The organism is Nonomuraea sp. ATR24 (assembly GCF_041950485.1).
Taxonomy (GTDB): Bacteria; Actinomycetota; Actinomycetes; order Streptosporangiales; family Streptosporangiaceae; genus Nonomuraea; species Nonomuraea ceibae.
Genome location: NZ_JBGNUU010000025.1, coordinates 41858 through 64238 on the forward strand (window position 1 = coordinate 41858; position 22381 = coordinate 64238).

At 70.6% G+C, this 22381-nt stretch carries 26 protein-coding genes, 2 tRNA genes and 1 other RNA gene; 15 read left to right on the forward strand and 14 right to left on the reverse strand.

Annotated elements, in window-relative coordinates:
• Positions 1-66: 66 nt before the first annotated feature.
• Complete coding sequence (locus tag ACBI99_RS39130) at positions 67-2751, reverse strand: DNA polymerase III subunit gamma and tau (RefSeq protein ID WP_375074778.1); 2685 nt, start codon at positions 2749-2751, stop codon at positions 67-69.
• A gap of 30 nt (positions 2752-2781) precedes the next feature.
• Positions 2782-2879, reverse strand: an RNA gene (gene ffs, locus ACBI99_RS39135) — signal recognition particle sRNA small type.
• A 93-nt stretch (positions 2880-2972) separates the two neighbouring features.
• Between ffs and ACBI99_RS39140 the strand changes: the two genes are divergently transcribed.
• Positions 2973-3060, forward strand: a tRNA-Ser gene (locus tag ACBI99_RS39140).
• Positions 3061-3205: 145 nt separating this feature from the next.
• On the opposite strand, the gene ACBI99_RS39145 is transcribed toward ACBI99_RS39140, so the two are convergent.
• Positions 3206-4192, reverse strand: a complete 987-nt coding sequence (locus ACBI99_RS39145; RefSeq protein WP_375074779.1) for a hypothetical protein — start codon at positions 4190-4192, stop codon at positions 3206-3208.
• A gap of 194 nt (positions 4193-4386) precedes the next feature.
• On the opposite strand from ACBI99_RS39145, the gene ACBI99_RS39150 reads away from it, so the two are divergent.
• Positions 4387-4740 carry a cupin domain-containing protein gene (locus ACBI99_RS39150; RefSeq protein ID WP_219508188.1) on the forward strand — a complete coding sequence of 118 codons (354 nt, stop codon included), beginning with the start codon at positions 4387-4389 and terminating at the stop codon, positions 4738-4740.
• A gap of 3 nt (positions 4741-4743) precedes the next feature.
• On the opposite strand, the gene ACBI99_RS39155 is transcribed toward ACBI99_RS39150, so the two are convergent.
• Complete coding sequence (locus tag ACBI99_RS39155; RefSeq protein WP_357592603.1) at positions 4744-5790, reverse strand: serine hydrolase domain-containing protein; 1047 nt, start codon at positions 5788-5790, stop codon at positions 4744-4746.
• A gap of 101 nt (positions 5791-5891) precedes the next feature.
• On the opposite strand from ACBI99_RS39155, the gene ACBI99_RS39160 reads away from it, so the two are divergent.
• Genes ACBI99_RS39160 through ACBI99_RS39170 form a run of 3 tightly spaced genes read left to right on the forward strand, consistent with a single transcriptional unit; the run spans position 5892 to position 7560 of the window.
• Positions 5892-6428, forward strand: a complete 537-nt coding sequence (locus tag ACBI99_RS39160) for a helix-turn-helix transcriptional regulator (protein WP_375074780.1) — start codon at positions 5892-5894, stop codon at positions 6426-6428.
• A 48-nt stretch (positions 6429-6476) separates the two neighbouring features.
• The gene (locus ACBI99_RS39165; protein WP_375074781.1) at positions 6477-7472 is read left to right on the forward strand and encodes a SigE family RNA polymerase sigma factor; all 996 of its coding nucleotides are present in this window, start codon (positions 6477-6479) and stop codon (positions 7470-7472) included.
• On the forward strand, positions 7411-7560 hold the full coding sequence (locus ACBI99_RS39170) for a hypothetical protein (RefSeq protein WP_375074782.1): 150 nt from the start codon (positions 7411-7413) through the stop codon (positions 7558-7560). The genes ACBI99_RS39165 and ACBI99_RS39170 overlap by 62 nt, the downstream gene beginning before the upstream one ends.
• Before the next feature lie 15 nt (positions 7561-7575).
• Here ACBI99_RS39170 and ACBI99_RS39175 read toward each other — a convergent pair whose 3' ends face one another.
• On the reverse strand, positions 7576-8274 hold the full coding sequence (locus tag ACBI99_RS39175) for a DUF4097 family beta strand repeat-containing protein (RefSeq protein ID WP_357592595.1): 699 nt from the start codon (positions 8272-8274) through the stop codon (positions 7576-7578).
• Between the two features lie 69 nt (positions 8275-8343).
• Positions 8344-8985 (reverse strand): LysE family translocator, encoded by a 642-nt coding sequence (locus ACBI99_RS39180; protein ID WP_375074783.1) that lies wholly within the window; start codon positions 8983-8985, stop codon positions 8344-8346.
• A 61-nt stretch (positions 8986-9046) separates the two neighbouring features.
• On the opposite strand from ACBI99_RS39180, the gene ACBI99_RS39185 reads away from it, so the two are divergent.
• Positions 9047-9883, forward strand: coding sequence for a neutral zinc metallopeptidase (locus ACBI99_RS39185; protein WP_357592593.1), 837 nt, complete (start codon positions 9047-9049; stop codon positions 9881-9883).
• Between the two features lie 48 nt (positions 9884-9931).
• Entirely contained in the window at positions 9932-10228 is a 297-nt protein-coding gene (locus ACBI99_RS39190; RefSeq protein WP_219508180.1) for a type II toxin-antitoxin system VapB family antitoxin, read from the forward strand.
• A 79-nt stretch (positions 10229-10307) separates the two neighbouring features.
• Here ACBI99_RS39190 and ACBI99_RS39195 read toward each other — a convergent pair.
• From ACBI99_RS39195 to ACBI99_RS39210, 4 genes are all read right to left on the reverse strand, one after another.
• Positions 10308-10394: transfer RNA gene (locus ACBI99_RS39195), tRNA-Ser, on the reverse strand.
• A gap of 10 nt (positions 10395-10404) precedes the next feature.
• The gene (tadA, locus tag ACBI99_RS39200) at positions 10405-10860 is read right to left on the reverse strand and encodes a tRNA adenosine(34) deaminase TadA (protein ID WP_219508179.1); all 456 of its coding nucleotides are present in this window, start codon (positions 10858-10860) and stop codon (positions 10405-10407) included.
• Positions 10857-11333, reverse strand: a complete 477-nt coding sequence (locus tag ACBI99_RS39205) for a tRNA adenosine deaminase-associated protein (protein ID WP_219508178.1) — start codon at positions 11331-11333, stop codon at positions 10857-10859. The genes tadA and ACBI99_RS39205 overlap by 4 nt, the downstream gene beginning before the upstream one ends.
• Positions 11334-11348: 15 nt before the next feature.
• Positions 11349-11864 (reverse strand): tRNA adenosine deaminase-associated protein, encoded by a 516-nt coding sequence (locus tag ACBI99_RS39210; RefSeq protein ID WP_219508177.1) that lies wholly within the window; start codon positions 11862-11864, stop codon positions 11349-11351.
• A 158-nt stretch (positions 11865-12022) separates the two neighbouring features.
• Between ACBI99_RS39210 and upp the strand changes: the two genes are divergently transcribed.
• The 5 genes from upp to ACBI99_RS39235 all read left to right on the forward strand — a co-directional run bounded on the left by upp (position 12023) and on the right by ACBI99_RS39235 (position 16015).
• Entirely contained in the window at positions 12023-12661 is a 639-nt protein-coding gene (upp, locus tag ACBI99_RS39215; protein ID WP_219508176.1) for a uracil phosphoribosyltransferase, read from the forward strand.
• A 126-nt stretch (positions 12662-12787) separates the two neighbouring features.
• A complete protein-coding gene (locus tag ACBI99_RS39220) occupies positions 12788-13006 on the forward strand; it encodes a hypothetical protein (protein WP_219508175.1) in 219 nt (72 codons plus the stop codon).
• Between the two features lie 253 nt (positions 13007-13259).
• Positions 13260-13793, forward strand: a complete 534-nt coding sequence (locus ACBI99_RS39225; RefSeq protein WP_219508174.1) for a PH domain-containing protein — start codon at positions 13260-13262, stop codon at positions 13791-13793.
• A 96-nt stretch (positions 13794-13889) separates the two neighbouring features.
• Complete coding sequence (locus ACBI99_RS39230) at positions 13890-15233, forward strand: helix-turn-helix transcriptional regulator (RefSeq protein ID WP_219508173.1); 1344 nt, start codon at positions 13890-13892, stop codon at positions 15231-15233.
• A gap of 101 nt (positions 15234-15334) precedes the next feature.
• The gene (locus ACBI99_RS39235; RefSeq protein WP_219508172.1) at positions 15335-16015 is read left to right on the forward strand and encodes a FadR/GntR family transcriptional regulator; all 681 of its coding nucleotides are present in this window, start codon (positions 15335-15337) and stop codon (positions 16013-16015) included.
• Positions 16016-16019: 4 nt separating this feature from the next.
• On the opposite strand, the gene ACBI99_RS39240 is transcribed toward ACBI99_RS39235, so the two are convergent.
• Entirely contained in the window at positions 16020-16856 is an 837-nt protein-coding gene (locus ACBI99_RS39240; RefSeq protein WP_219508171.1) for an SDR family oxidoreductase, read from the reverse strand.
• 106 nt (positions 16857-16962) lie between these two features.
• On the opposite strand from ACBI99_RS39240, the gene ACBI99_RS39245 reads away from it, so the two are divergent.
• On the forward strand, positions 16963-17403 hold the full coding sequence (locus ACBI99_RS39245; protein ID WP_357592587.1) for a MarR family winged helix-turn-helix transcriptional regulator: 441 nt from the start codon (positions 16963-16965) through the stop codon (positions 17401-17403).
• Here ACBI99_RS39245 and dnaN read toward each other — a convergent pair.
• The 3 genes from dnaN to ACBI99_RS39260 form a co-directional block, all read right to left on the reverse strand.
• On the reverse strand, positions 17389-18486 hold the full coding sequence (dnaN, locus tag ACBI99_RS39250; protein WP_219508169.1) for a DNA polymerase III subunit beta: 1098 nt from the start codon (positions 18484-18486) through the stop codon (positions 17389-17391). The genes ACBI99_RS39245 and dnaN overlap by 15 nt on opposite strands.
• Before the next feature lie 66 nt (positions 18487-18552).
• A complete protein-coding gene (locus ACBI99_RS39255; protein WP_219508168.1) occupies positions 18553-19203 on the reverse strand; it encodes a response regulator transcription factor in 651 nt (216 codons plus the stop codon).
• A gap of 3 nt (positions 19204-19206) precedes the next feature.
• Complete coding sequence (locus ACBI99_RS39260; RefSeq protein WP_375074784.1) at positions 19207-20634, reverse strand: sensor histidine kinase; 1428 nt, start codon at positions 20632-20634, stop codon at positions 19207-19209.
• A gap of 109 nt (positions 20635-20743) precedes the next feature.
• On the opposite strand from ACBI99_RS39260, the gene ACBI99_RS39265 reads away from it, so the two are divergent.
• The gene (locus tag ACBI99_RS39265; RefSeq protein ID WP_219508166.1) at positions 20744-21649 is read left to right on the forward strand and encodes an ABC transporter ATP-binding protein; all 906 of its coding nucleotides are present in this window, start codon (positions 20744-20746) and stop codon (positions 21647-21649) included.
• Positions 21646-22380 carry an ABC transporter permease gene (locus tag ACBI99_RS39270; RefSeq protein ID WP_375074785.1) on the forward strand — a complete coding sequence of 245 codons (735 nt, stop codon included), beginning with the start codon at positions 21646-21648 and terminating at the stop codon, positions 22378-22380. The genes ACBI99_RS39265 and ACBI99_RS39270 overlap by 4 nt, the downstream gene beginning before the upstream one ends.
• The last annotated feature ends 1 nt before the right edge of the window (position 22381 follow it).

The following is a 22381-nucleotide window of genomic DNA, read 5'->3' on the forward strand; positions in this document are numbered from 1 at the left end:
CACCGTCAGAATCCGCGCCCGCCACCGGGTTCGCGCCCGCCGCGGACGGCGGCCTTCCGACGGGGGTCAGGTGTGGTCGATCTCGCCGATCACCTGGGCGCCGAGCTCGCGCTGGAGGAGCGCCATGCCCGAGACGGCGTCCACGTCGGCGTCCGCGTCGTTCAGCGGGTCGACGTCGTCCGTCTCCAGGCTCTTGTCCCGCCGGGGCACCGCGTCCGGCCACCCGGACGCCGCCCCCGCCCGGCCGCCGCCGGCACGAGCGCCGGTCCGGGGACCCGCCTGCGCAGCCGCCCTGGCCGCCGAACGGGCCGCCGCCAGCCCGGCGCCCACCGCGCCGCCCCCGGACCGTCCGGGAGCCGTCTGGGTGGGGTCGGGCGTGGGAGGCGAGCCGAGCCCCGGGTCGTCGGGCGCCGTCGGCCACGACTCGTCCGTCGTCTGAGGGCCGCCCGCCGCCCCACCGGGCCCCTGCGCGCCGTCCTGTGCCGCCTGGGCGCCCGCCGCGTCGTGCGGACCGCCCGCGGCGCCTCCCCGGCCGTCCGCGTCCCCGTACGAGCTCGTGGCAGCCCCGTGCGGCCCCGCAGCGCCCGCGTGCGACCCTGCGGGGCCGCCGGGGCGTGATCCCGCGCCTCCCTCGGGACGCGCGCCCGCAGGCCCGGATGGCGGCCCGGAAGGGCCGCCCGTGCGCCCTTCGGCGCCGCCCACGTGGGAGCCGCCATGCTGCCCGTCCGCCGCGTCACCGCCGGATGCGCCCTGCGCCCCGGACGGACCGCCGGGATGAGAACCCGATCCGCCCCCGGGATGCGACCCCGACGCCCCGCCGGGATGGGACCCGGAAGCGCCGCCCGGGTGCGACCCCGGCGCATGCCCCTGAGGCCCGCCGGAATGCGAGCCGCCCGGGTGGGAGCCGCCCGGCTGAGGACCGCGCGGGGCCGCCTGCGGGCCGCCGCCCACCACGGCCTCCACGCGCCAGGTGCCGCCCAGCACGTCGCCCAGCGCGCCGGCCACCACGGCGTCCTTGCCGCCGCCGGTGAAGTTCTTCATCGCGCCGACCTGGGTGAAGCCGAGAGTGACCAGGTTGCCCTCGACGCCGACCACTTGGGCGTTGGTGCTCACGTTCGCCCACACGACGATGCTGCGCTGCTTGAGCGCTGCCAGGACCGCGGGCCACTGCTGCTGGATCGCCCCCGCCCCGCCGGCGACGGGCCCCCCGGAAGCGCCGCCGGACACGGGCCCGGCGCCGCTCTGCGCGGGAGCGGCCGGTGCGGCAGCGGCCGGGGGCGCGGCGCCGGGGCGTACGGTCTCGGGCCAGTCGTCGCCGGAGGGCCGCGCCACGCGCCCCTCCCCCGGACCGGCCTCCTGCGCCGCCGCCTCGCCCGAGCCACTTCCCTGCGACGTGCCACCGGCAGGGGCGCCACCGCCGGGGCCGCCTGTCGTGTAGGACGCCGCGCCCTGGGCGGGAACCGCCACCCCGCCCTGCACGGCCTCACGCACCGGCCCACCGTGCCCCGCCGCGCCGTGCCCCGCTGCGCCGTGACCCGTACCGCCGGATTGCGGGAGCGGAGGGGCGGACGCGCGGGCGGCCATCTGGGCGACGGCGCCGCCGCGTTCGAGGCGTTCGAGGCGGGCGAGCAGGGCGGTCTCGTCCTGCGAGACGGCCGGGAGCAGGACGCGGGCGCACATCAGCTCCAGCAGGAGCCGCGGCGAGGTCGCGCCGCGCATCTCCGTGAGCCCGGCGTTGAAGATCTCGGCGGCCCGGGTGAGCTCGGCGGGCCCCATGGACGCGGCCTGCTCGACGAGACGCTCCAGCTCGTCGGCGGGCCGGTCGAGCAGCCCGCTGGTGGCGGCCTCGGGGACGTTGGCCAGGATGACCAGGTCGCGGAAGCGCTCCAGCAGGTCGGAGGCGAAGCGGCGCGGGTCGTGGCCGCCCTCGATGACCCGGCTGACCGTCTGGAACACCCGGCCGCCGTCACGCTCGGCGAACGCGGCCACGACGTCGTCGAGCAGGTCGCCGTCGGTGTAGCCGAGCAGCGACACGGCCTTGGCGTACGTGATGCCGTCGTCCTCGGCCCCGGCGAGGAGCTGGTCGAGGATCGACAGCGAGTCACGCGCCGACCCGGCGCCGGCGCGGACGACGAGCGGCAACGCGGCCGGCTCGTACGGGACGCTCTCGGAGGTGAGGATCTCCTCCATCAGCGCGCGCAGCGTCGCGGGCGGCATCAGCCGGAACGGGTAGTGGTGGGTACGCGACTTGATGGTGCCGATGACCTTTTCCGGCTCGGTCGTCGCGAAGATGAACTTCAGGTGCGGCGGCGGCTCCTCGACGAGCTTGAGCAGCGCGTTGAAACCCTCGCGGGTCACCATGTGCGCCTCGTCGATGATGTAGATCTTGTAGCGCGCGGAGACCGGCGCGAAGAAGGCCCGCTCGCGCAGGTCGCGGGCGTCGTCGACGCCACCGTGGGAGGCCGCGTCGATCTCGATCACGTCGAGGTGACCGGGACCCGTCGGAGCCAGCGCGACACAGGACTCGCAGGTGCCGCACGGGTCGGGCGTCGGGCCCTTCTCACAGTTGAGCGAGCGGGCCAGGATGCGGGCGCTGGAGGTCTTGCCGCAGCCGCGCGGGCCGCTGAAGAGGTAGGCGTGGTTGACTCGGCCGGTGCGCAGCGCCTGCCGCAGCGGGTCTGTGACGTGTTCCTGACCCTTGACCTCGGCGAAGGTCCCGGGCCGGTACTTGCGGTAAAGCGCAAGGCTCATGCGACCATCCCGCCTGCGAGGGGCTCCTAACGAAGAGAACCCCTCGCACACCCGCCAGAGCCCGCTTATCCTTGCTGCCTTCCGGCCCTGGGGAGGTTCACAGGATGACGCCGCGCGAGGGGTCCACCGACAGTCTAGCGGGATGCGGCAGTGCTCGCTCCACGCTCGCTCCGGGGAAATGGTGGTCTTCACACGTCCGGAAGTCCGGTAAGCTCGTCGGCGGAGGATTCGCCTAGTGGCCGAGGGCGCACGCTTGGAAAGCGTGTAAAGGGCAACCTTTCGGGGGTTCAAATCCCCCATCCTCCGCCAGCCCAGAAGGGGTGTGCCGTGATCACGGCACACCCCTTCTGGCTTTCCTGCAGCCATCAACCGGCTTTGGCCACCGATGCCGTCATTGACGTGCTGGTACCGGCATCAACAGGACAGTGGAGTCGACTGTCCCTGCGCGCTGACATCAAGACCCCAGGCTCCAGACGCGTATCGCCTTGTCCCGGCCACCGGTGATCAGGACAGGAGTCCCGTCGCTGCGCTTGCCCATCGCCACGGTGAAGATCGTGCCGGAATGAGCGGTGAAGGGCTCTCCCACCACACTTCCTGTGTCGAGATCCCAGACCGACACGTTGCCGGAGTCATCGCCGTAGCCGAGAACGGTGGAGCCGTCACGGCGCTGCCCCACCGCCATGCCGGCGAACGCGGTGGCAGGAATCCGGATGGACTTCCCGACAGACTTTCCCGTGTTCAGGTTGTACACCCAGATCTTGCCATCCGGCACGTCTTCATCCAGAAGGGGATAGTCGGTGTTCGCGGAGACGGCGACGGGTGTGCCGTCTCGGCGCTTCCCGATCGCCAAGGCTCGGGCCTGGCACTCGTGACAGCTGAAGAGGTACGTGCTGAGCTTCTTTCCCGTCTCCATACTCCAGATGCGCGTACGGCCCTCAGTGTTGCCGGTGACGACGACAGGGGTGCCGTCGCTGCGCCTTCCTGTCGCCAAGTTCGACGTGGTGGTGGGAAACGGCTCGGAGAACGACCTCTTGATGTGCTTGCCGGTGTTCAAGTTCCACAGGCCGACGACTGACCTGACTCCCCCTGCGGTGGCGGCTATGACGGGCGTGCCGTCCCGGAGTCTCTCCGTTGCCACGCCCCACATGATGTCGCGTGAGGACACGATGGGCTTCCCGAGCGGTTTCCCGCTGTCCAGGTCCCAGATCCGTACGGTGCTGTCCTCTTCGCCGCCGGAGACGATGACCGGCGTGCCATCGCTGCGCTTACCGACGGCCAAGGCCAGTACAGGACCGGTGTGCCCCTTGAGGGTGTCACCGATCCGAGTGCCCAAGGGCGAGGCGCCGGCCGGACGGACGACCTCGGATGCCGCGCTTCCCGCCGTCAAGGGCAGCGAGCCAACGGTCAACAGCAAACCAACCGACAACCAGGGGCCTGGCACCCACCGGACGTACCTCGTTCCATTCGATCAACGGCCGGGATCAGACTAGTGCCGCATACAGGAGGTTCAGCGAGGTCGGCGTCAGGGCTGACGCCGCAGCTAGAGGCTCCCCTCCAGTGGATTGGTCCGCCGAAAGGACCAATCTGCCTGGATTGGCTCTGTAGCCGGCCCGTCCTCACGGCGAGGATCGTGGCATGAGCACACGACATGACGCTGCGCCCCGGCTTGCCGCGGTCTCGGTGGCCGAGGCCGCCGCCGCGCTCCCCGGCCCCTTCGAGCAGCACCAGCTGGCCGCGGTGAACGACACCACGGTCGTCCGCCTGGCCCGGCTGGAGGGCGAGTTCCCGTGGCACCACCACGACGAGGACGAGCTCTTCCTGTGCTGGGACGGCAGCTTCGAGATCCAGTTGGAGGAGCAGGACCCGGTGGTGCTGAAGGCGGGCGAGCTGTTCGTCGTCCCCCGGGGCATGCGGCACCGTCCCGTCGCCGAGGAGACCGCCCACGTCCTGCTCGTCGAGCACCCGGACACCAAGCAGTACGGGAGCTGACGGTCAGGTTCGCCAGATGCTCAGGCAGCGGGCCATGATCCGGAACGGGACGGCCCTGCCTTCCAGCTGGTCGACGGTGCCGGCCAGGTGGAGGTCGAGCTCCGGGCAGTGGAAGAGCCAGGTGCCGGTGACCCCCGAATGGCCCACGAGCGTGGCGGGGTGGCGGCTCGGCGCGGCCAGGCGGCCCACGGTGAAGAACATGGTGCCCAGCCCGTACGTGAGCACGGGGACGTTGCGCAGGCGGTTGCGCCGTTCGGTGAGGAGGCCCACCGTGCGCGGGTCCTTGAAGAGCTCCCCCTTGAGCAGCGCCTGCTGGAAGGTGAGAAGGTCGCCGGTGGTGCTGGTCAGGTCGTTGGACGATCTCACCAGGCCGGGCAGGTCCACGCGGCGGCGCCGGGCGTAGAGGGGCAGGGGACGGTCCGGGAGCCCGGTGCTCGTCAGGCCCAGCGGTCCGGTGACGCGGTCGGCGAGCAGATCGGCGAACGACCGGCCGGTGACCGTCTCCACGATGCGGATGAGCAGCTGGAAGCCGGTGTCGGAGTAGCGGGCCTTCTGCCGGGGGGCGGTGAGGTCCTGGGGCGCGAAGTGCGGGCCCTGCCGCCGGGCCATCTCGATGGCCTCCTCGAACGTCCAGGAGACGTCCTCTCCGGCGGCCAGGTGCTTGAAGAGGCTGGGGCCGTCGCCTCGGTACTCGAAGAAGTCGGGCAGCCCGGAGGTGTGGCTGGCCAGGTGGCGCACGGTGATCTCAGGGGTGCGGTCGACGCCGTCGAGGACGTGGAGCCGGTCGGTGATCTCCGTGGGCAGGTAGGCGGTGATGGGCGCGTCCAGGGCGAGCTCGCCGCGTTCGTGGGCCTGGAGGACCAGCGTGATGATGAACCGCTTGGTCACGCTGGCGACGAAGAACGGCGTGTCGGGGCCCGGTAAGCCGGCGGCGCCGGACCAGCGCCGGTCCCCTCGGGCGACGGCGAGGTTGACGTGGTGGAGGCCGCGCCGGGCGGCGAGCTTGTCCAGCAGGCGGTTCATGCGGGCGTCGATGTCGGCGGGAACCATGAGCGCGACCCCTTATCTCTCGTAGACATCTCTCATAGACATCTCTCATAGACATATCTATTAGACATGTCTATGAGAGTCAACCGGGCTAGACTCGGCCGGTGGCCCACGTGATCCTCGGTCTGCTCCTGATCATCCCGATGAGCTTCTACGACCTCATCAAGGCGTTCGAGAGTGGAGTCGCGCTCTTCTACAGCGCCAGCTCAGGCAGCATCAAACGCGCCCTCGACAGCCTGCTCGCCCGGGGGCTCATCGAGGTGGCCAGCGTCGAGGGCGGCCGCGGGCGCAAGGTCTACCGCGTGACCGACGCCGGCCGCGAGGAGTTCCGCACCTGGATGACGGCGGACCCGGCAGGGCCGGACCTGGAGACCGCGGCGCTGGCCAGGCTCTACTTCCTCGGCCTGGTCGAGCAGCCCGAACGCCTGCCGGTGATGCGCCGCATCACGGCGCGCATCGAGGCGGAGCTCGCCACCCTCACGGACCTCGACGAGCGCCTCGACGCCCTCAACGTCCCCGATGAGCACCGCGACCTGGCCACCCACCAGCGCGCCGCGCTCTCCTACGGCATCGCCTCGGGCCGGTTCATGCTCGACTGGTTCCGCGACCACGCCGAACGACTGAGCCGCGACACGCCATAGATCCGCCGTCTCCGCCGCATCTATGCGGGTGAGACCAGAGGAGGCCTCTTGCATTCCGACCACCAGAGCGAGTTCGCCGAGTTCGTGTCGGCTCGCTCGGACAGCCTCATCCGGCTGGCCTATGTCGTGACCGGCAACCAGCACGCGGCCGAGGACCTGCTGCAGACCGCTCTCGCGAAGACCGCCGGCCGCTGGCGCAAGATCCGCTCCGCGCCCGAGGCGTACGTGCGGCGGGTGATGTACCACGAGCAGGTCAGCCGGTGGCGCAGTCCGCGCTGGGGCCGGGAGCACACGACGGCGGCCCTCCCCGACCGGCCGCAGACCGAGCGGCCCGACGAGATCGAGACCCGCATCACCATGCAGGAGGCGCTGCGCGCGCTGCCCGCGCGCAAACGCGCGGTGCTGGTGCTGCGTTACTACGAGGACCTGCCCGAGTCGGAGGTCGCCAAGATCATGGGCTCCTCGGTCGGGACCGTGCGCAGCCAGACCCACCAGGCCGTCGCGAAGCTGCCGGCCAGCACCCCAGAGCAGGCGCGGATGATCCGCGACTGCATGCCCGAGGGCGGCCCGGTGCACGGCATGGACCCCGGCCGCCGGCTGCCCGAGCTGGGCGGCGTCGAGGACTTCCGGGTGCTGGCGCGCTTCACCGACGGCGAGGGGTCGACGGCGCTGCTCGGCAGCACGGCCGGGTTCGTCTTCTGCACGCCCGTGCCGAAGGGCGAACGGGGCGAGCCGGCGGCGTTCACGTACTGGGGCCACAAGGCTCCCGGCGGCCTGGCCGCCGGGCTGACGGGCGACCTCACCGTGGACGCGTACGTGGTGCAGACGGACGAACGCGCCATCCGCAGCGAACGGCCGCGGAGCGGGTACTTCCGGGTCGTGGCCGGTCGGGTCGGGCCGGGCGTGCGGCGTGGTGGCGATCGAGTGGTCCCCCGGGCGGCAGGCCGACGCGGTGGTGGCGAACGGGTTCTTCGTCGGGCGCGTGCCCGCGACGCACCGCCCCGACCCGCGCGGCCGCCTGGACGCGCTGGAGAGGCCGCTTGAGGTCATCGACACCCCGCCCGTCACCGTGACCGCCTACGACGAGGCGGGCGCGACGGCCGGGCAGGTGCGGGACGTCACCCTCCAGTGAACGGGCCCTGACCGTTTACGCGGCCCGGACCTCGACGTCGCCGGAGTCGGTGACCATGCGGATCGTCCTGGCCGCCGACGGGTCGTGCGTGGCACCGACGTCCTTGTTGCCGGAGTCGGACTTGGCGGTGATGTTGTACGACCCGTCCGGCACGCGGATCAGCGCGTTGCCGGAGTCGGACTTCGTCTCCACGCTGTCCGGGGCGCCGGCGAAGGCCAGGTCGATGCCGCCGGAGTCGGTCCTGGCCGCGACCTGCTTGCCGGTGAGCCCGGTGGCCTCGATGGCGCCGGAGTCGCTGGTCACCTCCACCTGCCCGGACAGGCCGCGCAGCGTCACCTCGCCCGAGTCGCTGCCGGCCTTGACGCGCAGCCCGCGCGGGATCTCGACCTTGTAGCCGACCTCGCAGCTCAGGTTGCCCACCCAGCCGCTCGGACAGGTGAACTTGAGCACGAGCGTGCCGTCGTGGACCTCGTGGGTGGGGGTGGGCTTGCTCTTGTTCCAGGTGAGGTGCTCGGTGACGTGCACGCCCTGCCGATCGGACTCGACCACCTCGATCTCGCCCGAGTCGGCCTCGACCTGAAGCGCGGTCACCGTGCCGGTGACGTCGTAGGACACCGTGTCCTCGTGCTGCGGGCCGCCCACGACCCCGCAGCCCACCGTCATCGCGGCCAGCCCCAGCAGGGCCGCGATCGCGCCCGTTCTCTTCAGGTTCATGACGTCGATTGTTCTCGATCGCGCCGGGGCGAACCTCCGGTGAGTCCCTGAGACTTCCCCTGAGTACGCCTAGGCGGCGGTCAGGGCCTTGGACCGGTCGGTGGCCATGCGGATGGCGATGATGCCCAGGACGGTGCCGGTCACGTACCTCTGCACGCGGACCCAGAGCGGGCGGCGGCCCAGGAACACGGCGAGGCTGCCCGCGGTGAGCACGATCAGCGCGTTGACCAGGGTGCCGACGGCGATCTGGGCCGAGCCGAGCACGAGGCTCTGGAGCAGGATGTGGCCCTGGGCCGGGTCGATGAACTGCGGGAGCAGCGACAGGTAGAGGATCGCGATCTTGGGGTTGAGCAGGCAGGTGAACAGCCCCATCGCGAACAGCCGCCGCGGCGCCTCGACGGGCAGCTCGCGGGCCTCGAAGGCGGAGGTGCCGCCGGGCTTGACCGCGTTCCAGGCCAGCCAGAGCAGGTAGGCGGCGCCGGCGAGCTTCAGCGCGGTGTAGGCGGCGGGCACGTACGCGAAGACGGCGGTCAGGCCGAGGCAGGTGGCGGCCAGGTAGGTGGAGAACCCGACGAAGACGCCCCCGAGGGAGATGAGGCCGGCGCGGCGGCCTTGGGAGATCGACCGGGAGACCAGATAGATCATGTTCGGTCCCGGGGTCAGCACCATTCCCAGAGAAATCAGCGCGATTCCTACGATTCCGGTCGACATAGTCGCATGTTACCCAGGACGGCTTTCTGGGAAGCGGACCAGCCCCAGGAAAGGGGCGCGCATGGATTTCAGGGACGACGTCAACCTCGACGCCTCGCAGGTGCAGGACGCCGGCGGCCGAGGCGGCGGCGGCCGGTTCCCCGGCGGCCCCGGCGGCATGGTCATCGGCGGCGGCGGCATCGTCACGCTGATCGCGTTCGTCTTGTTCGCCCTGCTCGGCAACGTCGGCGGCGAGCCCGAGCCCGCCCAGCGGCAACCGCCCGCCAACCTCGCCGAGCAGTGCCGCACCGGCAGGGACGCCGACCAGAGTGAGAAGTGCCAGGTCGTCGGCGTGGTCAACAGCATCCAGGACTACTGGAAGAAGGAGCTGCCCGAATACACGACGGCCAAGACCGTCCTCTACACGGGCGGCGTCCGCACGGCCTGCGGGGCGGCCGACTCCTCCGTCGGGCCGTTCTACTGCCCCGGCGACCAGCGCGTCTACCTGGACCTGAGCTTCTTCGACCAGCTGCGCACCCAGTTCGGCGCGCAGGGCGGCCCGTTCGCGCAGGCGTACGTGATCGCCCACGAGTACGGCCACCACGTGCAGAACCTGCTCGGCGCGCTGGAAGGCGGCGGTTCGGTGGCCACCGAGCTCCAGGCCGACTGCTACGCCGGCGTGTGGGCCAGGAACGCCTACGAGGGCGGCTTCTACGAGCAGCGGTTCACCGACGCCGACATCGCCCAGGCGCTCGACGCGGCGGCGGCCGTGGGCGACGACCGGATCCAGCGGCGCAGCGGCGGCCGGGTCGACCCGGAGTCGTTCACCCACGGCAGTTCGCAACAGCGCGTGGCGGCTTTCCAGGTCGGCTACAAGACCGGCCAGCCCGGCCGATGCACCCCCTCCGACCTGCTGTGACGGCCGTCGAGAGCGCATGTATTCGAAATCTCTCCTAAAATGAGGGGGGTGATCTTCAAGCTGGTCGGCGATGGACGGCCTTATCCCGAACATGGTTTGTCCAACCGCGAGTGGGCGCAGATACCGCCGCGGCAGGTCCGGCTCGACTCTTTGATCACCACGAAGGCCATGCTGGACCTGCATTCGCTGCTGGCCGCCGACTCCACCTTCTACGGCGACCTGTTCCCGCACGTGGTGCAGTGGCAGGGCGATCTCTATCTGGAGGACGGCCTGCACCGGGCGCTGCGCGCGGCGCTGCACCAGCGATCGATCCTGCACGCCAGGGTGCTCGAACTGCCGAGCTGAAAAGGGCCGCGAATCCGCGGCCCTTTTTCGTGTGCGCAAATGCGAAGAGCCTCCCCGCGGGGAGGCTCTTCGTCGTGAGCGGTGGTGGTGGGATTTGAACCCACGGATGAGTTGCCCCATCACACGCTTTCGAGGCGTGCGCCCTCGGCCACTAGGCGACACCACCGCCGACGAGCTTACCGGATCCGCCGAGTGCCGAAGAACTTCTTAAGGATCTCGGAGCTCTCCCCGGCCAGGACTCCCATGACGACCTCGGGCCGATGGTTGAGCCGGCGGTCGCGGACCACGTCCCAGAGGGACCCGGCGGCCCCGCCCTTCTCGTCGACGGCCCCGTACACGATCCTGTCGACGCGGGACAGGACGGCGGCGCCGGCGCACATCGTGCAGGGTTCGAGCGTGACGACGAGCGTGCAGCCGGTCAGGCGCCAGCTCCCGAGCAGGCGGCCGGCGGCGCGCAGCGCGAGCACCTCGGCGTGCGCGGTGGGGTCGGCGCTCGCCTCGCGGTCGTTGCCGGCTTCGGCGAGGACCTCGCCCCGCGGGCCGAGCACGACGGCGCCGACGGGGACCTCGCCGCGGGCGCCGGCCGCGGCGGCCTGGGCGAGGGCCAGGCGCATCGCGGCCTCGTGGCTCATCTCAGCCGGTCGAGCTCGTCGGCGAACGACAGCTTCTCGGCGAGCACGGAGAGGATGTCGGCGGGCAGCATGCCCTCCTCCATGCTCAGCTCCAGCAGCTCCTCGGAGCTGACGCCGAGGTCGGACAGGAGCTCGAAGTCGCCGGCGGGGCGGACGCCGAGCTCGTTGCCCTCCTTGTCGGGCACGACGCCGGCGAACTCGGCGAACAGCTCGCCCAGGTGGTCGGCGGGCACCGCGTGGGCGTCGGAGAGGAAGACCCGGGGCTCGTCGTCGTCGCGGTAGCGGACGATGGCGAACCACTCGTCCTCCACCTCGACACAGAGCAGCGCCAGCTCGTCGCCGGCCAGGCCGAGCGCCTCGGTCACGGCGTCGCCCAGGTCGTCGACGATCTCGGCGTCACGCAGGTCGACCTCGGCGCCACTCCAGCCGCCGGCGGTCTTGACGAAGGCCGCAGAGAAGGTGTTGGCCGCCATGTGCGCTCCAGGGGGTCAGTCGAAGACCGATTCGATGGCACGCTCGAACGGCTCGGAGAAGCCCAGCCGTGCGGCGACGCTCGACAGCACCTCGTCGGGCAGCAGGTCGACGTCGCCGGACAGGATGCCCAGCTCCATCTCGTCGAGCCCGAGGTCGGCGAAGATCGACAGGTCACCGGCGGGCAGCGCGGTGTCCTCGTCCTGCAGGATCTCGTCGAGCTCCTCCTCGTCGGGCACGGGCACGTCGAGGTAGTCGAGAACCTGCCTGGCCAGCGGGAAGTCCCAGGACGCGGCGATGTCGGAGAGGAAGACATCGACCCGATCGCCGAGCACGCGCAGCGCCACGAAGAACTCATCCCCCACGGCGACCAGGCCAATCGTGCCGCTCTCGCTCGGCTGCTGGCGCAGGGCCTTGATCAGGCCCTGGAGGTCGGACGTGAGCGCGACCGGCAGCAGCTCGGCGTCCCAGCACTCGTCCTCGCGGTAGACCACGATGGCGAAATCGAGCGCGTCTTCGTCTGTCATCGCCATCGCCATCCCCCACAGCCGGCCCTGTCGGACCATAGCCTCTAGCCGGTTTCCAATCGTTCCAGAACCGGCCTGCCGTCGTGTGCCGCTCCGACCAAATTGTGATCAAAACCAAGACCACAACGTGCCGGTACGTGTCACACAAGATAGCGTTGTCCCTTATGGAAACCCTCGTCGTCGACCATCCGCTCGTGGCGCACAAGCTCACCACGCTGCGCGATGTCCGCACCGACTCTCCCACCTTCCGCAGGCTCGCGGACGAGCTGGTGACGCTGCTCGCGTACGAGGCCACCCGCGACGTCCGCGTCACCGACGTGACCGTCCAGACCCCGGTAGCCACGGCCAAGGGCGTCCGGCTGGCCAAGCCGGCGCCGCTCGTCGTCCCGATCCTGCGTGCCGGGCTCGGCATGCTGGAGGGCATGACGCGGCTGCTGCCGACGGCCGAGGTCGGCTTCCTCGGCATGATCCGCAACGAGTCGACGCTGCAGGCCGAGACGTACGCGACGCGGCTGCCCGACGACCTGTCCGGGCGGCAGTGCTACGTGGTCGACCCGATGCTGGCCACGGGCGGCACGCTGGCCGCCGCGGTGCAGTTCCTGTTCGACCGGGGGGCCGTGGACGTCACGGCGCTGTGCCTGCTGGCCGCCCCCGAGGGCCTGGCGTACATGGACAAGGTGTTCGCCAGCTCCGGCAAGCCCGTCCGGGTCGTCACGGCAGCGCTCGACGAGCGGCTGAACGAGAACGGCTACATCGTCCCCGGACTGGGTGACGCGGGCGACCGCCTCTACGGAGTCGTCTGAACGACCCACGCGCTGCGACCTCTTCGTTACATACTGTACTTGTGTGGGTACGTAGAGTGAGGAAGGCAACTTCCGCAGGGCGTGGGGGAGCACGATGAGCGTTATTCAGACCGCCGGGGTGGCGTCGTGAGCACCGAGGCGGATCCGAGCCCGTACTCGGAGGTGGAGACGGCCCTGTGCGAGGAGTTCGCGGGCGTCCACTCCTCCGCGACGGTGACGCGCTGCGTCGAGGCCGCTCATTACGGGGCGCTGGAGGTCACCGGCTATGCCCACCCCAGCCTCGTCGAGCGGATCGCCCGCAAACACCTCCACGTCCTCGCTCTGGTGGCCAGTGACCGAGGCTAGGCAAGATCATAACTAGCTCGCCAAGAGCACCTTTACCCCGGCAACAGGGTGGGTAATGTATACGGCGGGTGTAGTGGGTAAGTGGTACGGAGGCGACAGTGCAGGTCAAAAAAGTCCTCACATACGGTGGTATCGCGTTTGTCGCGTACTACCTGTTCGCGCGACCAGCGGACGCCGCTGACGCGGTCAGAGGGGCGTTCGACACCGTGTTCAACGCGGCCGACTCGCTGGCTCAATTCGTGAACAACCTCGCATGAGACTTGTGACCCACGGGGACTCTGCTCCGTCGTCGGTCAACCGTTACCTACTCCCCCACGAACAACAGGTCATCATGGTGCGGCGTCACCCAGCCGTGCTGCTCCGTCCGGTCGCCGAGGTCTTCGGCGGCCTGATCATCGCCGGACTGCTCAGCCGATTCTTCGGCGGCGGCGAGGGGGGCGGCACGGCCCTCGTCGTCGTGTGGTGGCTCTGGCTGCTGCTGCTGATCCGTTTCGTATGGAAAGTCGCGGAGTGGTCGGTCGATTACTTTGTGGTGACCTCGAAACGGATGCTCTTGACCACCGGCCTGATCACGCGCAAAGTGGCGATGATGCCGTTGGCGAAAGTCACCGACATGAGCTTCCAGCGATCTCTGCTTGGGCGCATGCTCGGCTACGGAGAGTTCATCCTGGAGTCCGCCGGCCAGGACCAGGCACTGTCCAACGTGGAGTACATTCCGTATCCGGAGACCTTGTACCTGGAGGTCTGCCAGATGCTATTTCCCGGCAAGGATGACGGAGACGATTAATCTCCAGGTGGGGAATTCTTCACCCGGGGATACCAGATTCGGCTACTTCGTGCAATCATTGCGTGTTGTTGACCCTTCCCCGCCTTGAGAGATGAGATGCCGAGTCAGGGAACCATCGGTGACCGCGTCCGAGGATTGCGGCTGAACAGGCGGATGTCGCAGGCCCAGCTGGCCGGACCCGACCTGTCGGACAGTTACGTCTCGCTGATCGAGTCGGGCAAGCGCACGCCGACTCCCGTCGTCGCCCGTCTCCTGGCCGAGAGGCTGGGATGCACCACCGAGTTCCTCCTGCATGGGATCGAGCCTCGGCAACGGATCGACACCGAGCTCGGGCTCCGTCATGCCGAGCTGGAGCTGCAGCACGGTGACCCGGTGGTGGCCGCCGAGCGCTACACGGAGATCGTCAAGGCGGCCGACGAGGAAAACGCCATGCTCACGGCGCAGGCCCGCTTCGGCAGGGCCCGTGCGCTGGAGGCGCAGGGCCGGCTCGGGCAGGCCGTCGAGGCCTTCGAGCGGCTGCGCCGGGAGGCCGCCGCGCATCCCGAGCGCCTGGCCGACCTGCCGCTGACGATCGCGCTGAGCCGCTGCTACCAGCGGGCCGGCGACCGGCTGCGCGCCCGTGACCTGGCCGTCCGCGCGCTGGAGCAGGCCGAGCGCATGTCCATCACGCAGGGCGAGATCGCCGTCGACCTGGCCGCCGTGCTGGTCGAGGCGCGCGGCGACCGCGAAGGCCACTCCGCCGAGCTGGATTACGTCAAGAAGGTGCTCGATCTCAGCGAGGCGCCCGATGATGTGGACCGTTCCGGAGAGGTGCGCTCGCTCTGGCAGGCGAGCAACGCGGCGGCCGCGGGCGAGGACTCCGCGCTGGCCGTCCGGCTCGCCGACGACGCCATCAACGCCGGCCGTCAGCGACGGCTCGCGCTGCAGCTCGCCCGTACGGCGATGCACTGGGCGCGGCTGGCCACGGCGCCGATCGACGAGGCCGAGCGCCTGGTCGAGCAGGCGGCGCGGACGTTCGGCGCCCACCCGGGCAACGAGCGCGAGCACGGCGAGAGCCTGATCGCGCACGCGCGGGTCCGGCTGCGGGCCAACGACCTGGTGCGGGCCGGCGAGCTCGCGTCGCAGGCGCTCGGCCTGCTGCGTGACGTCCCGGGCACGGCCACGGCGGAGGCGCACCTGCTGCACGCCACGGTCGCGATCGGTCTGGGCGGCGACCCGTCGGCGCACCTGGGGGCGGCCCACACGCTGCTCGCCGGGCGCAACCGGCAGCCGTTCGGCTCCGACCGGCCCGCCGCGCGCTGCTGGCGTGAGCTGGGCGACCTTTACGGCCAGGTGGCGGACCGAGCACAGCAGACCGCCGCTTATCGTAAGGCGCTGGAAGCCGCCGGGGTCCGTTCCATGCTGGCCGGGCTGACCGCCGATTCCACAGTTTCCCGCTGAACCTACCCTCCGGGGGCTCCAGCATTTAGCGGCTGGAATACACTAGGGTTTCCCAGTCATTGACTCATAGGATGATTGGTTTCCCCCGGAGGAGGCGGACTGTGAGTCTGCGTACGGCGCAGCGGGCTTCGCTCGTCGACCAGGTGATCGACCAGCTCAAGGAACAGATCACCTCAGGGTCGTGGCCGATGAACGGCAAGATCCCGACCGAGACCGTGCTCGCCGAGCAACTCGGAGTCGGGCGCAACACCGTTCGGGAGGCCGTACGCGCGCTCACCCACGCCGGTCTCCTGGAGTGCCGGCAGGGCGACGGCACCTACGTACGGGCGACCAGCGAGCTCTCGGGGGCCATGCTCAGGCGCCTGCGGCAGGCCGAGCAGCTGGAGATCTTCGAGGTGCGCCGCGCGCTGGAGGTCGAGTCGGCCCGGCTGGCCGCCACCCGCCGCACCGACGAGGACATCCGGCTCATCGAGGCCGCGCTGGCCGAGCGTGACCGGGCCTGGGAGCTGGACGACCCCGACCGGTTCGTCGAGGCCGACCTGGCCTTCCACATGGCGGTCGCGCACGCCACCCACAACCTGGTGCTCATCGACCTCTACGAGGACTTCTCCGCGGCGCTGCGGGCCAGCATCACCGCGGCGGGCACCTCGCTCAACAAGAGCTACATCCCGCATGACGCGATCGCCCGCGCCATCGCCGCCGGCGACGTCAGCGCCGCCGAGCGGGCCGGGCACGCCTGCATGGAGCACATCCTCATCGCCCTGACGGAGTCGGAGCCGTAGGAGCTCAGGGCCTGAGCCTGTCGGCGTGGTCGGCGGCGAACTCCTCGAAGGAGCGCGCCGGACGGCCGACGACGCCGGCGAAGTCCTCGGTGGTGTAGTCGCCCCAGCCGCTCGCGTAGGCGCGAGCGTATTCGGTGTTGACCGCCGCGTCCCATTCGCGCAGCCCGGCGCCCAGCATCGCCTCGTAGGCGCCTTCCGGGGTGACCGGCTCGTAGCCGATGGGCGTGCCGTAGACGGGGGTCAGCCGGGAGGCGGCCTCGCGCAGCGAGATGCTCTCCGGCCCGGTGAGCGTGTAGGTCCTGCCCCGGTGCGCCGACGGGTCCGCCAGCACGCGGGCGCCGAACTCGGCGATGTCGCGCACGTCGATCAGGCCAATTCTGCCCTCGCCGGTGGACCCGTACAGGGTCGTGCCGTTGATCGAGCCGAAGAGGTTCTGCATGAAGAACGCCGGGCGGATGATCGTCCAGTCGAGCCCGGAGGCTGTCAGCTCCACGTCGGACAGGGCGTGCAGGCGGCCGTTGCGGGTGGGGGCGTCATGGGAGGCGCCGATGGCCGACATGCGGACCACGTGGCGCACGCCCGCCTGACGGGCGGCCCAGACGGCGTTCATGCTGGCGTGGGGCGCCTGCGGGCCCATCGCGGTGAGCAGCCAGAGCGTGTCGACGCCCTTGAACGCGGGCTCCAGGGTGTCGGGCCGGTCCAGGTCGCCGGCCACCGCCTCGACGCCGTCAGGCGCTTTGGCCAGGTCGCGGACGAGCACGCGGACGTCGTCGGTGCCGGGCAGGGCGCGCAGCAGGGCACTGGAGACGGTGCCGGTCGCGCCAGTGATCAAGATCGTCATGTCGGCTCTCTCTCATCAGGCGGAACCGGTGCGTCCCGCTCATACAGCCAACGTATAGTAAGAAATAATGACGGTCAAGTTTGGTGACTAATAGGAGGATGTGGCCGTGCGCCGCAGTGACAACAAGCAAGCCGACCCCGACATCGGGGTCCTGAGCAGCCGCATGCTCTTCCGGCTGCAGCGAGAGCTCTTCTCCACCCTTGCCGAGCAGGGGCATCCGCGGCTGAGGCCGCGCCACGGGGCCGTGCTGGCCTACCTGAACGAGGAAGGCAGCCGGGCCACCGACCTGGCCGCCCTGTCGGGGCAGCACAAGCAGGTCGTCGGCACGCTCGTGGACGAGCTCGTCGAGCTCGGCTACGTGGAGCGGCAACCCGACCCGGCCGACCGCCGGGCCAAGCTCATCGTGCCCACCCGCAAGGGGCTCGACGAGATGGCCCGCTCCGACGCGATCGTGGCCGCCATCGAGGACCGCTACGCCAAGGCCGTCGGCGAGGAGACCTACGCCGAGTTCAAGAGGGTCTTCAGGCTGATCTCAGCTCAGCCGTAGCGACATCACCAGGTAGCGGAAGGCGGGCTCGGCGTCACCGGGCACGTCCTGGATCAGGGCGGGCCTGGTCGGCGACTCCATGTTGATGCGCGCCAGGTCGGTCTCGATGCCGACGAGCCCGTCGAGGATGAACTGCGACTGGAAGGCGATCTGGATGTCGTCGCCGCGCAGCTCGCACTCGACCACCTCCGAGCCCCGGCCGATGTCGCCGCCCCCCGCCTGGATGCGCACCTGGCCCTGGCTGAACGACAGGCGGATCGCCGTGTTGCGCTCGGCCACCAGCGCCACCCGCTTGATGGCCGCCACGAACGGCGCCACCGGCACGTCGGCCCGGATCGACCAGTCGGCGGTCAGCCGGGTGCGGTAGTCGATGAACTGCTCGTCGAGCAGCCGCACCGTGGTGCTGCGCCCGACGCTCTCGAAGCCCGCCACGCCGTCGCCGAACGCGACCGACACCTCGCCGCCGCGCAGCGACTTGGCCACCTCGACCAGCACGCGGGCCGGCACCATGGCCGAGACCGAGGCGGTGGGGCTGGCCGGACGCCAGGCGAACTCGCGGGCCGCGATGCGATAGCGGTCGGTGGCGGCCATCGTGACGAGGTCGCCGTCGACGTCGACCCTGATGCCGGTCAGCATCGGCAGCGTGTCGTCGCGGCTGGAGGCCGGGGCCACCTGACCGACGGCCGAGGCGAACACGCCGCCGCCGATCGCGCCGATGGCGGGCGGCATCGCGGGCAGGCTCGGGAAGTCCTCGACGGGCATGGTGATCAGCCCGAACTCGGCGCTGCCGCAGGTGAGCACCGCCTCCTGGCCCTCGGTGACCAGCTCGACGTCGTCGGCGGGCAGGCTCCTGCTGATCTCGGCGAGCAGCCGGCCGGGGATCAGCACACTGCCGGACTCGGCCACGTCGGCGTCGACCAGGGCGCGCGCCGACACGTCGTAGTCGAACGCGGACAGGCTCAGCTCCTCGCCCGCCTCCAGCAGGAGCCCGGAGAGCACGGGCGTCACGGGCCGGCTGGGCAGGACCCTGGCCGCCCATGCGACCGCGTCGGCCAGCACGTCACGGTTAACCCGGATTTTCACCTGATCCACCCTTTCTTCGCGGCCTGCCCTCTAGAAAATAGCCGAGCCTACCGACAAAGAATCCCGCTAGCGGCTGTTGAGGTAGGCGAGAACGGCCAGGACCCGGCGGTTGTCGTCGTCGGAGGGGGCCAGGCCGAGCTTGGCGAAGATGCCCGCGGTGTGCTTGGCCACCGCGCTCTCGCTGAGGAACAGCCGCTGCGAGATGGCCGCGTTGGAGCGCCCCTCGGCCATCGCTTCGAGCACGTCGCGCTCGCGCGGGGTGAGCGTGGCCAGCGGCTCGTGGGTGGCGTTGCTGGCCAGCAGCTTGGCGATCACCTCGGGGTCCATGGCCGTGCCGCCCCCGGCCACCCGGCGCACCGCGTCGACGAACTGCTCGGCGTTGAACACCCGGTCCTTCAGCAGATAGCCGATCGCGCCGGAGCCGTCGGCCAGCAGCTCGCGGGCGTAGAGCTGCTCGACGTGCTGGGAGAGCACGAGGATCGGCAGGCCGGGCACCTGCTTGCGGGCGGCCAGCGCGGCCTGCAGGCCCTCGTCGGTGTTGGTCGGCGGCAGCCGCACGTCGACGATGGACACGTCAGGGCGCAGCTCCAGCAGCCCCCTGAGCAGCTCCGGGCCGGTCTCCACGGCGGCCACGACCTCGAAGCCGTGCGCTTGCAGCAGGTGGACCAGGCCGTCCCTGAGGAGATAGAGGTCTTCGGCGACGAGTACGCGGTTCATCACTCAGAACCATAGGTTGGTCGGCGTCGCGTTGCACATCCACAGGTCACGGTTGTGGTTGGCGGGGATGGCGACCGCGGCCACGTACATCATGGTGCCGAGCACGACCATGAACGCGATGACCGGCCACTGGTAGGGCTCCGGCAGGTGCAGCGCCAGGAACCAGGTCTTCTCCTCGACTCCGAAGACCTTGAAGATGGCCGTCACGATCCCCTGCGGGAACAGCGGGCACCAGGCCGTCGCCCACAGGGTGACCACGGTGATCATCTTCCAGCGCGGCAGCTTGGGCAGGTCGCCCGCCCAGTATTCGGGCAGCACCCGGGGCAGCTCCATCGTCACCGTGGTCGGCCCGCCGGGCGGGCTGTGCAGCGCCATGACGCCGTCGAAGGCCGCCAGCCGCCGTTCGATGCCGGTCAGGCCGCTGCCCTTGGCGGGATCGGCGCCGCCCCAGCCGTCGTCGCTCACCGTGATGCGCAGGCTCGGGCCGTTGGTGCTGATGTCGACCGTGGCCCGGGTCGCGCCGCCGTGGCGGGCGGCGTTGGACAGCAGCTCGCTCACGGCGAAGTAGGCGGCGGCCTCCACGGGAGCCTCCGGCCGGTGCGGCAGGTCCACCTCCACCGTCACCTTGAGCGCGCTGTCCATCGCCAGCGCCCGCACGGCGTCGCCGAGGCCGCGCTCGGCCAGCACCGGCGGGTGGATGCCGCGGATGACCCGGCGCAGCTCGGTCAGCGTCTCGGCGGAGGCGTCGCGGGCCTTGGCCAGCAGCGCCTTGGCGGCGGCCGGGTCGGTGTCGACCAGGTTCTCGACGGCGCCCAGCGTCATGCCGATCGCCACCAGCCTGGCCTGGGTGCCGTCGTGCAGGTCGCGTTCGATGCGGCGCATCTCGGCGGCCTGCGTGTCGACGGCCAGGTTGCGCACCCGGCTCAGGTGGCTGACCTGGCTGGCCAGCCTGCTGGCCGCGGTCGGGCCCAGCAGCAGCTCGCACCAGAGCCCGTACAGCCGGAGCCCGCGCTCGGGCATCAGCAGCAGCAACGGGACCAAGGCCACCTTGACCAGCGGGTCGAGCAGCAGCCACAGCGCGTCGCGGAAGGTCGCCCGGTCGGTGAGCATCCACTTCCACCGGTCGTTCCAGGCGGGCACCCGGGGCGACTTGTACAGGGTCCGGCCGTGGCGGTACATGCCGTCGGACTGCGGCTGCGGAGGCGGCGGCGGGGGCAGGTAGGGCGCCTCGATCTCGATGCCGGACGAGGTGCGCACCAGCTTCCTGGTGAGCCCGGTCACCCCTCTGATCATCCGGACCGCCGGCGGGAACAGGAACACCATGCCCAGGCCGAACGTCGCCATGACCGTGAGGAACGCGGCCACGATCACGACCAGTTCGTAAGCGGCCAGCGTCAGCAACGCCAGGACGATCCCGTACTTCCGGAGCATGTCACCAGTGTGCGTGATCCAGGCGCACTCTCACATTGCACCTAGGTACACCCTTGCCCGGCAACCAACCGCATTCCCGGTGACCTGCGCGAACTCTAGCGTCGAAGCCATGAACGTCATCGAGGTCGAGAACCTCCACAAGCGCTACCCCAACCACGTGGCGGTGCACGACGTGTCGTTCGAGGTGTCGGAGGGCGAGATCTTCGGCATCCTCGGCCCGAACGGCGCCGGCAAGACCACCACCGTCGAGTGCGTCTCCGGGCTGCGCGTCCCCGACGGCGGCGCCATCCGCGTCGCCGGCATCGACCCGCACCGCGAGCGCGACCACCTGCGCCGGGTGCTCGGCGCGCAGCTCCAGAGCTCCGCGCTGCCGGAGAAGATCAAGGTCTGGGAGGCCCTGGACCTGTACGCGTCCTTCTACCCCGACCCGGCCGACTGGCGGGAGCTGCTGGAACGCGTCGGGCTCGGCGCCAAGAAGGACGCCATGTTCGGCAAGCTCTCCGGCGGCCAGCGCCAGCGGTTGTCGGTCGCCCTCGCGCTCGTCGGCAAGCCGCGCATCGCGGTGCTGGACGAGCTCACCACCGGGCTCGACCCGCAGGCCCGCCGCGACACCTGGGAGCTGGTCGAGCAGGTGCGCGACTCCGGCGTGACGATCGTGCTGGTCACGCACTTCATGGAGGAGGCCGAGCGGCTCTGCGACCGCATCGCGCTCATCGACGCCGGTCGCGTGGTGGCCGTCGACTCCCCCGCCGGGCTGATCGAGCGGGTGGGCGGCGAGCAGCGGCTGCGGTTCCGGCCGTCGGCCCCCGTCTCGGACGCGGTGCTGCTGGCCCTGCCCGAGGTCACCGACGTCAGCAGGAGCGGCCAGCAGATGGTCGTGACCGGCAAGGGCAACCTCGCGCACGCGGTCACGATGGCCCTGGCCGACCAGCAGGTCATCCCCGGCGACCTGCGGATCGAGCAGGCCACGCTGGACGACGCGTTCCTCGCTCTCACCGGAAGGAAGCTGGCATGAAGAAGATCCTCCTGATGGAGACCAAGCTCCACCTGCGCGACTGGCCGATCCTGGCGTTCGGCCTCGTGCTGCCCATCGGGCTGCTGCTGGGCCTGGGGCAGATCCCGGACCTCGGCAAGCCCGACCCGAACCTCGGCGGGGCCCGGTTCGTCGACGCGCAACTGCCCGCGCAGATGATCCTGCTCGCCCTGATGACGATGTCCTTCACCGCCCTTCCCGGCGTGCTGACCGCCTACCGCGAGCAGGGCGTGCTGCGCAGGATGTCGACGACGCCGGTGCACCCAGGGCGGCTGCTCGGCGCGCAACTGGTGATCAACCTGGCCGTCGCCGCGATCGCCGCCGTCCTGGTGATCGTGCTCGGGGCGCTGGTGCTCGGCTCCCACGTGCCGGCGAACCTGATCGGGTTCGTGCTGGTCTTCCTGCTCGGGGCGGCGGCGATGCTGGCTCTCGGGCTGGTGATCGCCTCCGTCGCGCCCAGCAGCAAGGCCGCCCCGGGCATCGGCTCGGTCGTCATGTTCCCGCTGCTGTTCCTGGCCGGGATGTGGCTCCCGCGCGAGATCATGCCCGACGCGCTGCGCACGGTCAGCGACTACTCGGTGGTCGGCCCGTTCGTCAACGCGATGCGCGACACCTGGGCGGGCGACTGGCCGCAGCTCCCCCACCTGGCCGTGATGCTGGTCGGGCTGGCGCTGTTCGGCGGGCTGGCCGTGAAGCTGTTCAAGTGGGAGTGAG

What these genes read in the sequence shown, in the direction of transcription:
- ACBI99_RS39260 (WP_375074784.1), bottom strand. Translation starts at nt 20,634, where the DNA reads ATGCTCCGGAAGTACGGGATCGTCCTGGCGTTGCTGACGCTGGCCGCT.
- ACBI99_RS39155 (WP_357592603.1), bottom strand. Translation starts at nt 5,790, where the DNA reads ATGGTTCCCGCCGACATCGACGCCCGCATGAACCGCCTGCTGGACAAG.
- ACBI99_RS39255 (WP_219508168.1), bottom strand. Translation starts at nt 19,203, where the DNA reads ATGAACCGCGTACTCGTCGCCGAAGACCTCTATCTCCTCAGGGACGGC.
- tadA (WP_219508179.1), bottom strand. Translation starts at nt 10,860, where the DNA reads ATGAGCCACGAGGCCGCGATGCGCCTGGCCCTCGCCCAGGCCGCCGCG.
- ACBI99_RS39185 (WP_357592593.1), top strand. Translation starts at nt 9,047, where the DNA reads ATGGATTTCAGGGACGACGTCAACCTCGACGCCTCGCAGGTGCAGGAC.
- ACBI99_RS39150 (WP_219508188.1), top strand. Translation starts at nt 4,387, where the DNA reads ATGAGCACACGACATGACGCTGCGCCCCGGCTTGCCGCGGTCTCGGTG.
- ACBI99_RS39225 (WP_219508174.1), top strand. Translation starts at nt 13,260, where the DNA reads ATGAGACTTGTGACCCACGGGGACTCTGCTCCGTCGTCGGTCAACCGT.
- ACBI99_RS39180 (WP_375074783.1), bottom strand. Translation starts at nt 8,985, where the DNA reads ATGTCGACCGGAATCGTAGGAATCGCGCTGATTTCTCTGGGAATGGTG.
- ACBI99_RS39270 (WP_375074785.1), top strand. Translation starts at nt 21,646, where the DNA reads ATGAAGAAGATCCTCCTGATGGAGACCAAGCTCCACCTGCGCGACTGG.
- ACBI99_RS39175 (WP_357592595.1), bottom strand. Translation starts at nt 8,274, where the DNA reads ATGAACCTGAAGAGAACGGGCGCGATCGCGGCCCTGCTGGGGCTGGCC.
- upp (WP_219508176.1), top strand. Translation starts at nt 12,023, where the DNA reads ATGGAAACCCTCGTCGTCGACCATCCGCTCGTGGCGCACAAGCTCACC.
- ACBI99_RS39265 (WP_219508166.1), top strand. Translation starts at nt 20,744, where the DNA reads ATGAACGTCATCGAGGTCGAGAACCTCCACAAGCGCTACCCCAACCAC.
- ACBI99_RS39205 (WP_219508178.1), bottom strand. Translation starts at nt 11,333, where the DNA reads ATGGCGGCCAACACCTTCTCTGCGGCCTTCGTCAAGACCGCCGGCGGC.
- ACBI99_RS39210 (WP_219508177.1), bottom strand. Translation starts at nt 11,864, where the DNA reads ATGGCGATGACAGACGAAGACGCGCTCGATTTCGCCATCGTGGTCTAC.
- ACBI99_RS39230 (WP_219508173.1), top strand. Translation starts at nt 13,890, where the DNA reads ATGCCGAGTCAGGGAACCATCGGTGACCGCGTCCGAGGATTGCGGCTG.
- ACBI99_RS39240 (WP_219508171.1), bottom strand. Translation starts at nt 16,856, where the DNA reads ATGACGATCTTGATCACTGGCGCGACCGGCACCGTCTCCAGTGCCCTG.
- ACBI99_RS39130 (WP_375074778.1), bottom strand. Translation starts at nt 2,751, where the DNA reads ATGAGCCTTGCGCTTTACCGCAAGTACCGGCCCGGGACCTTCGCCGAG.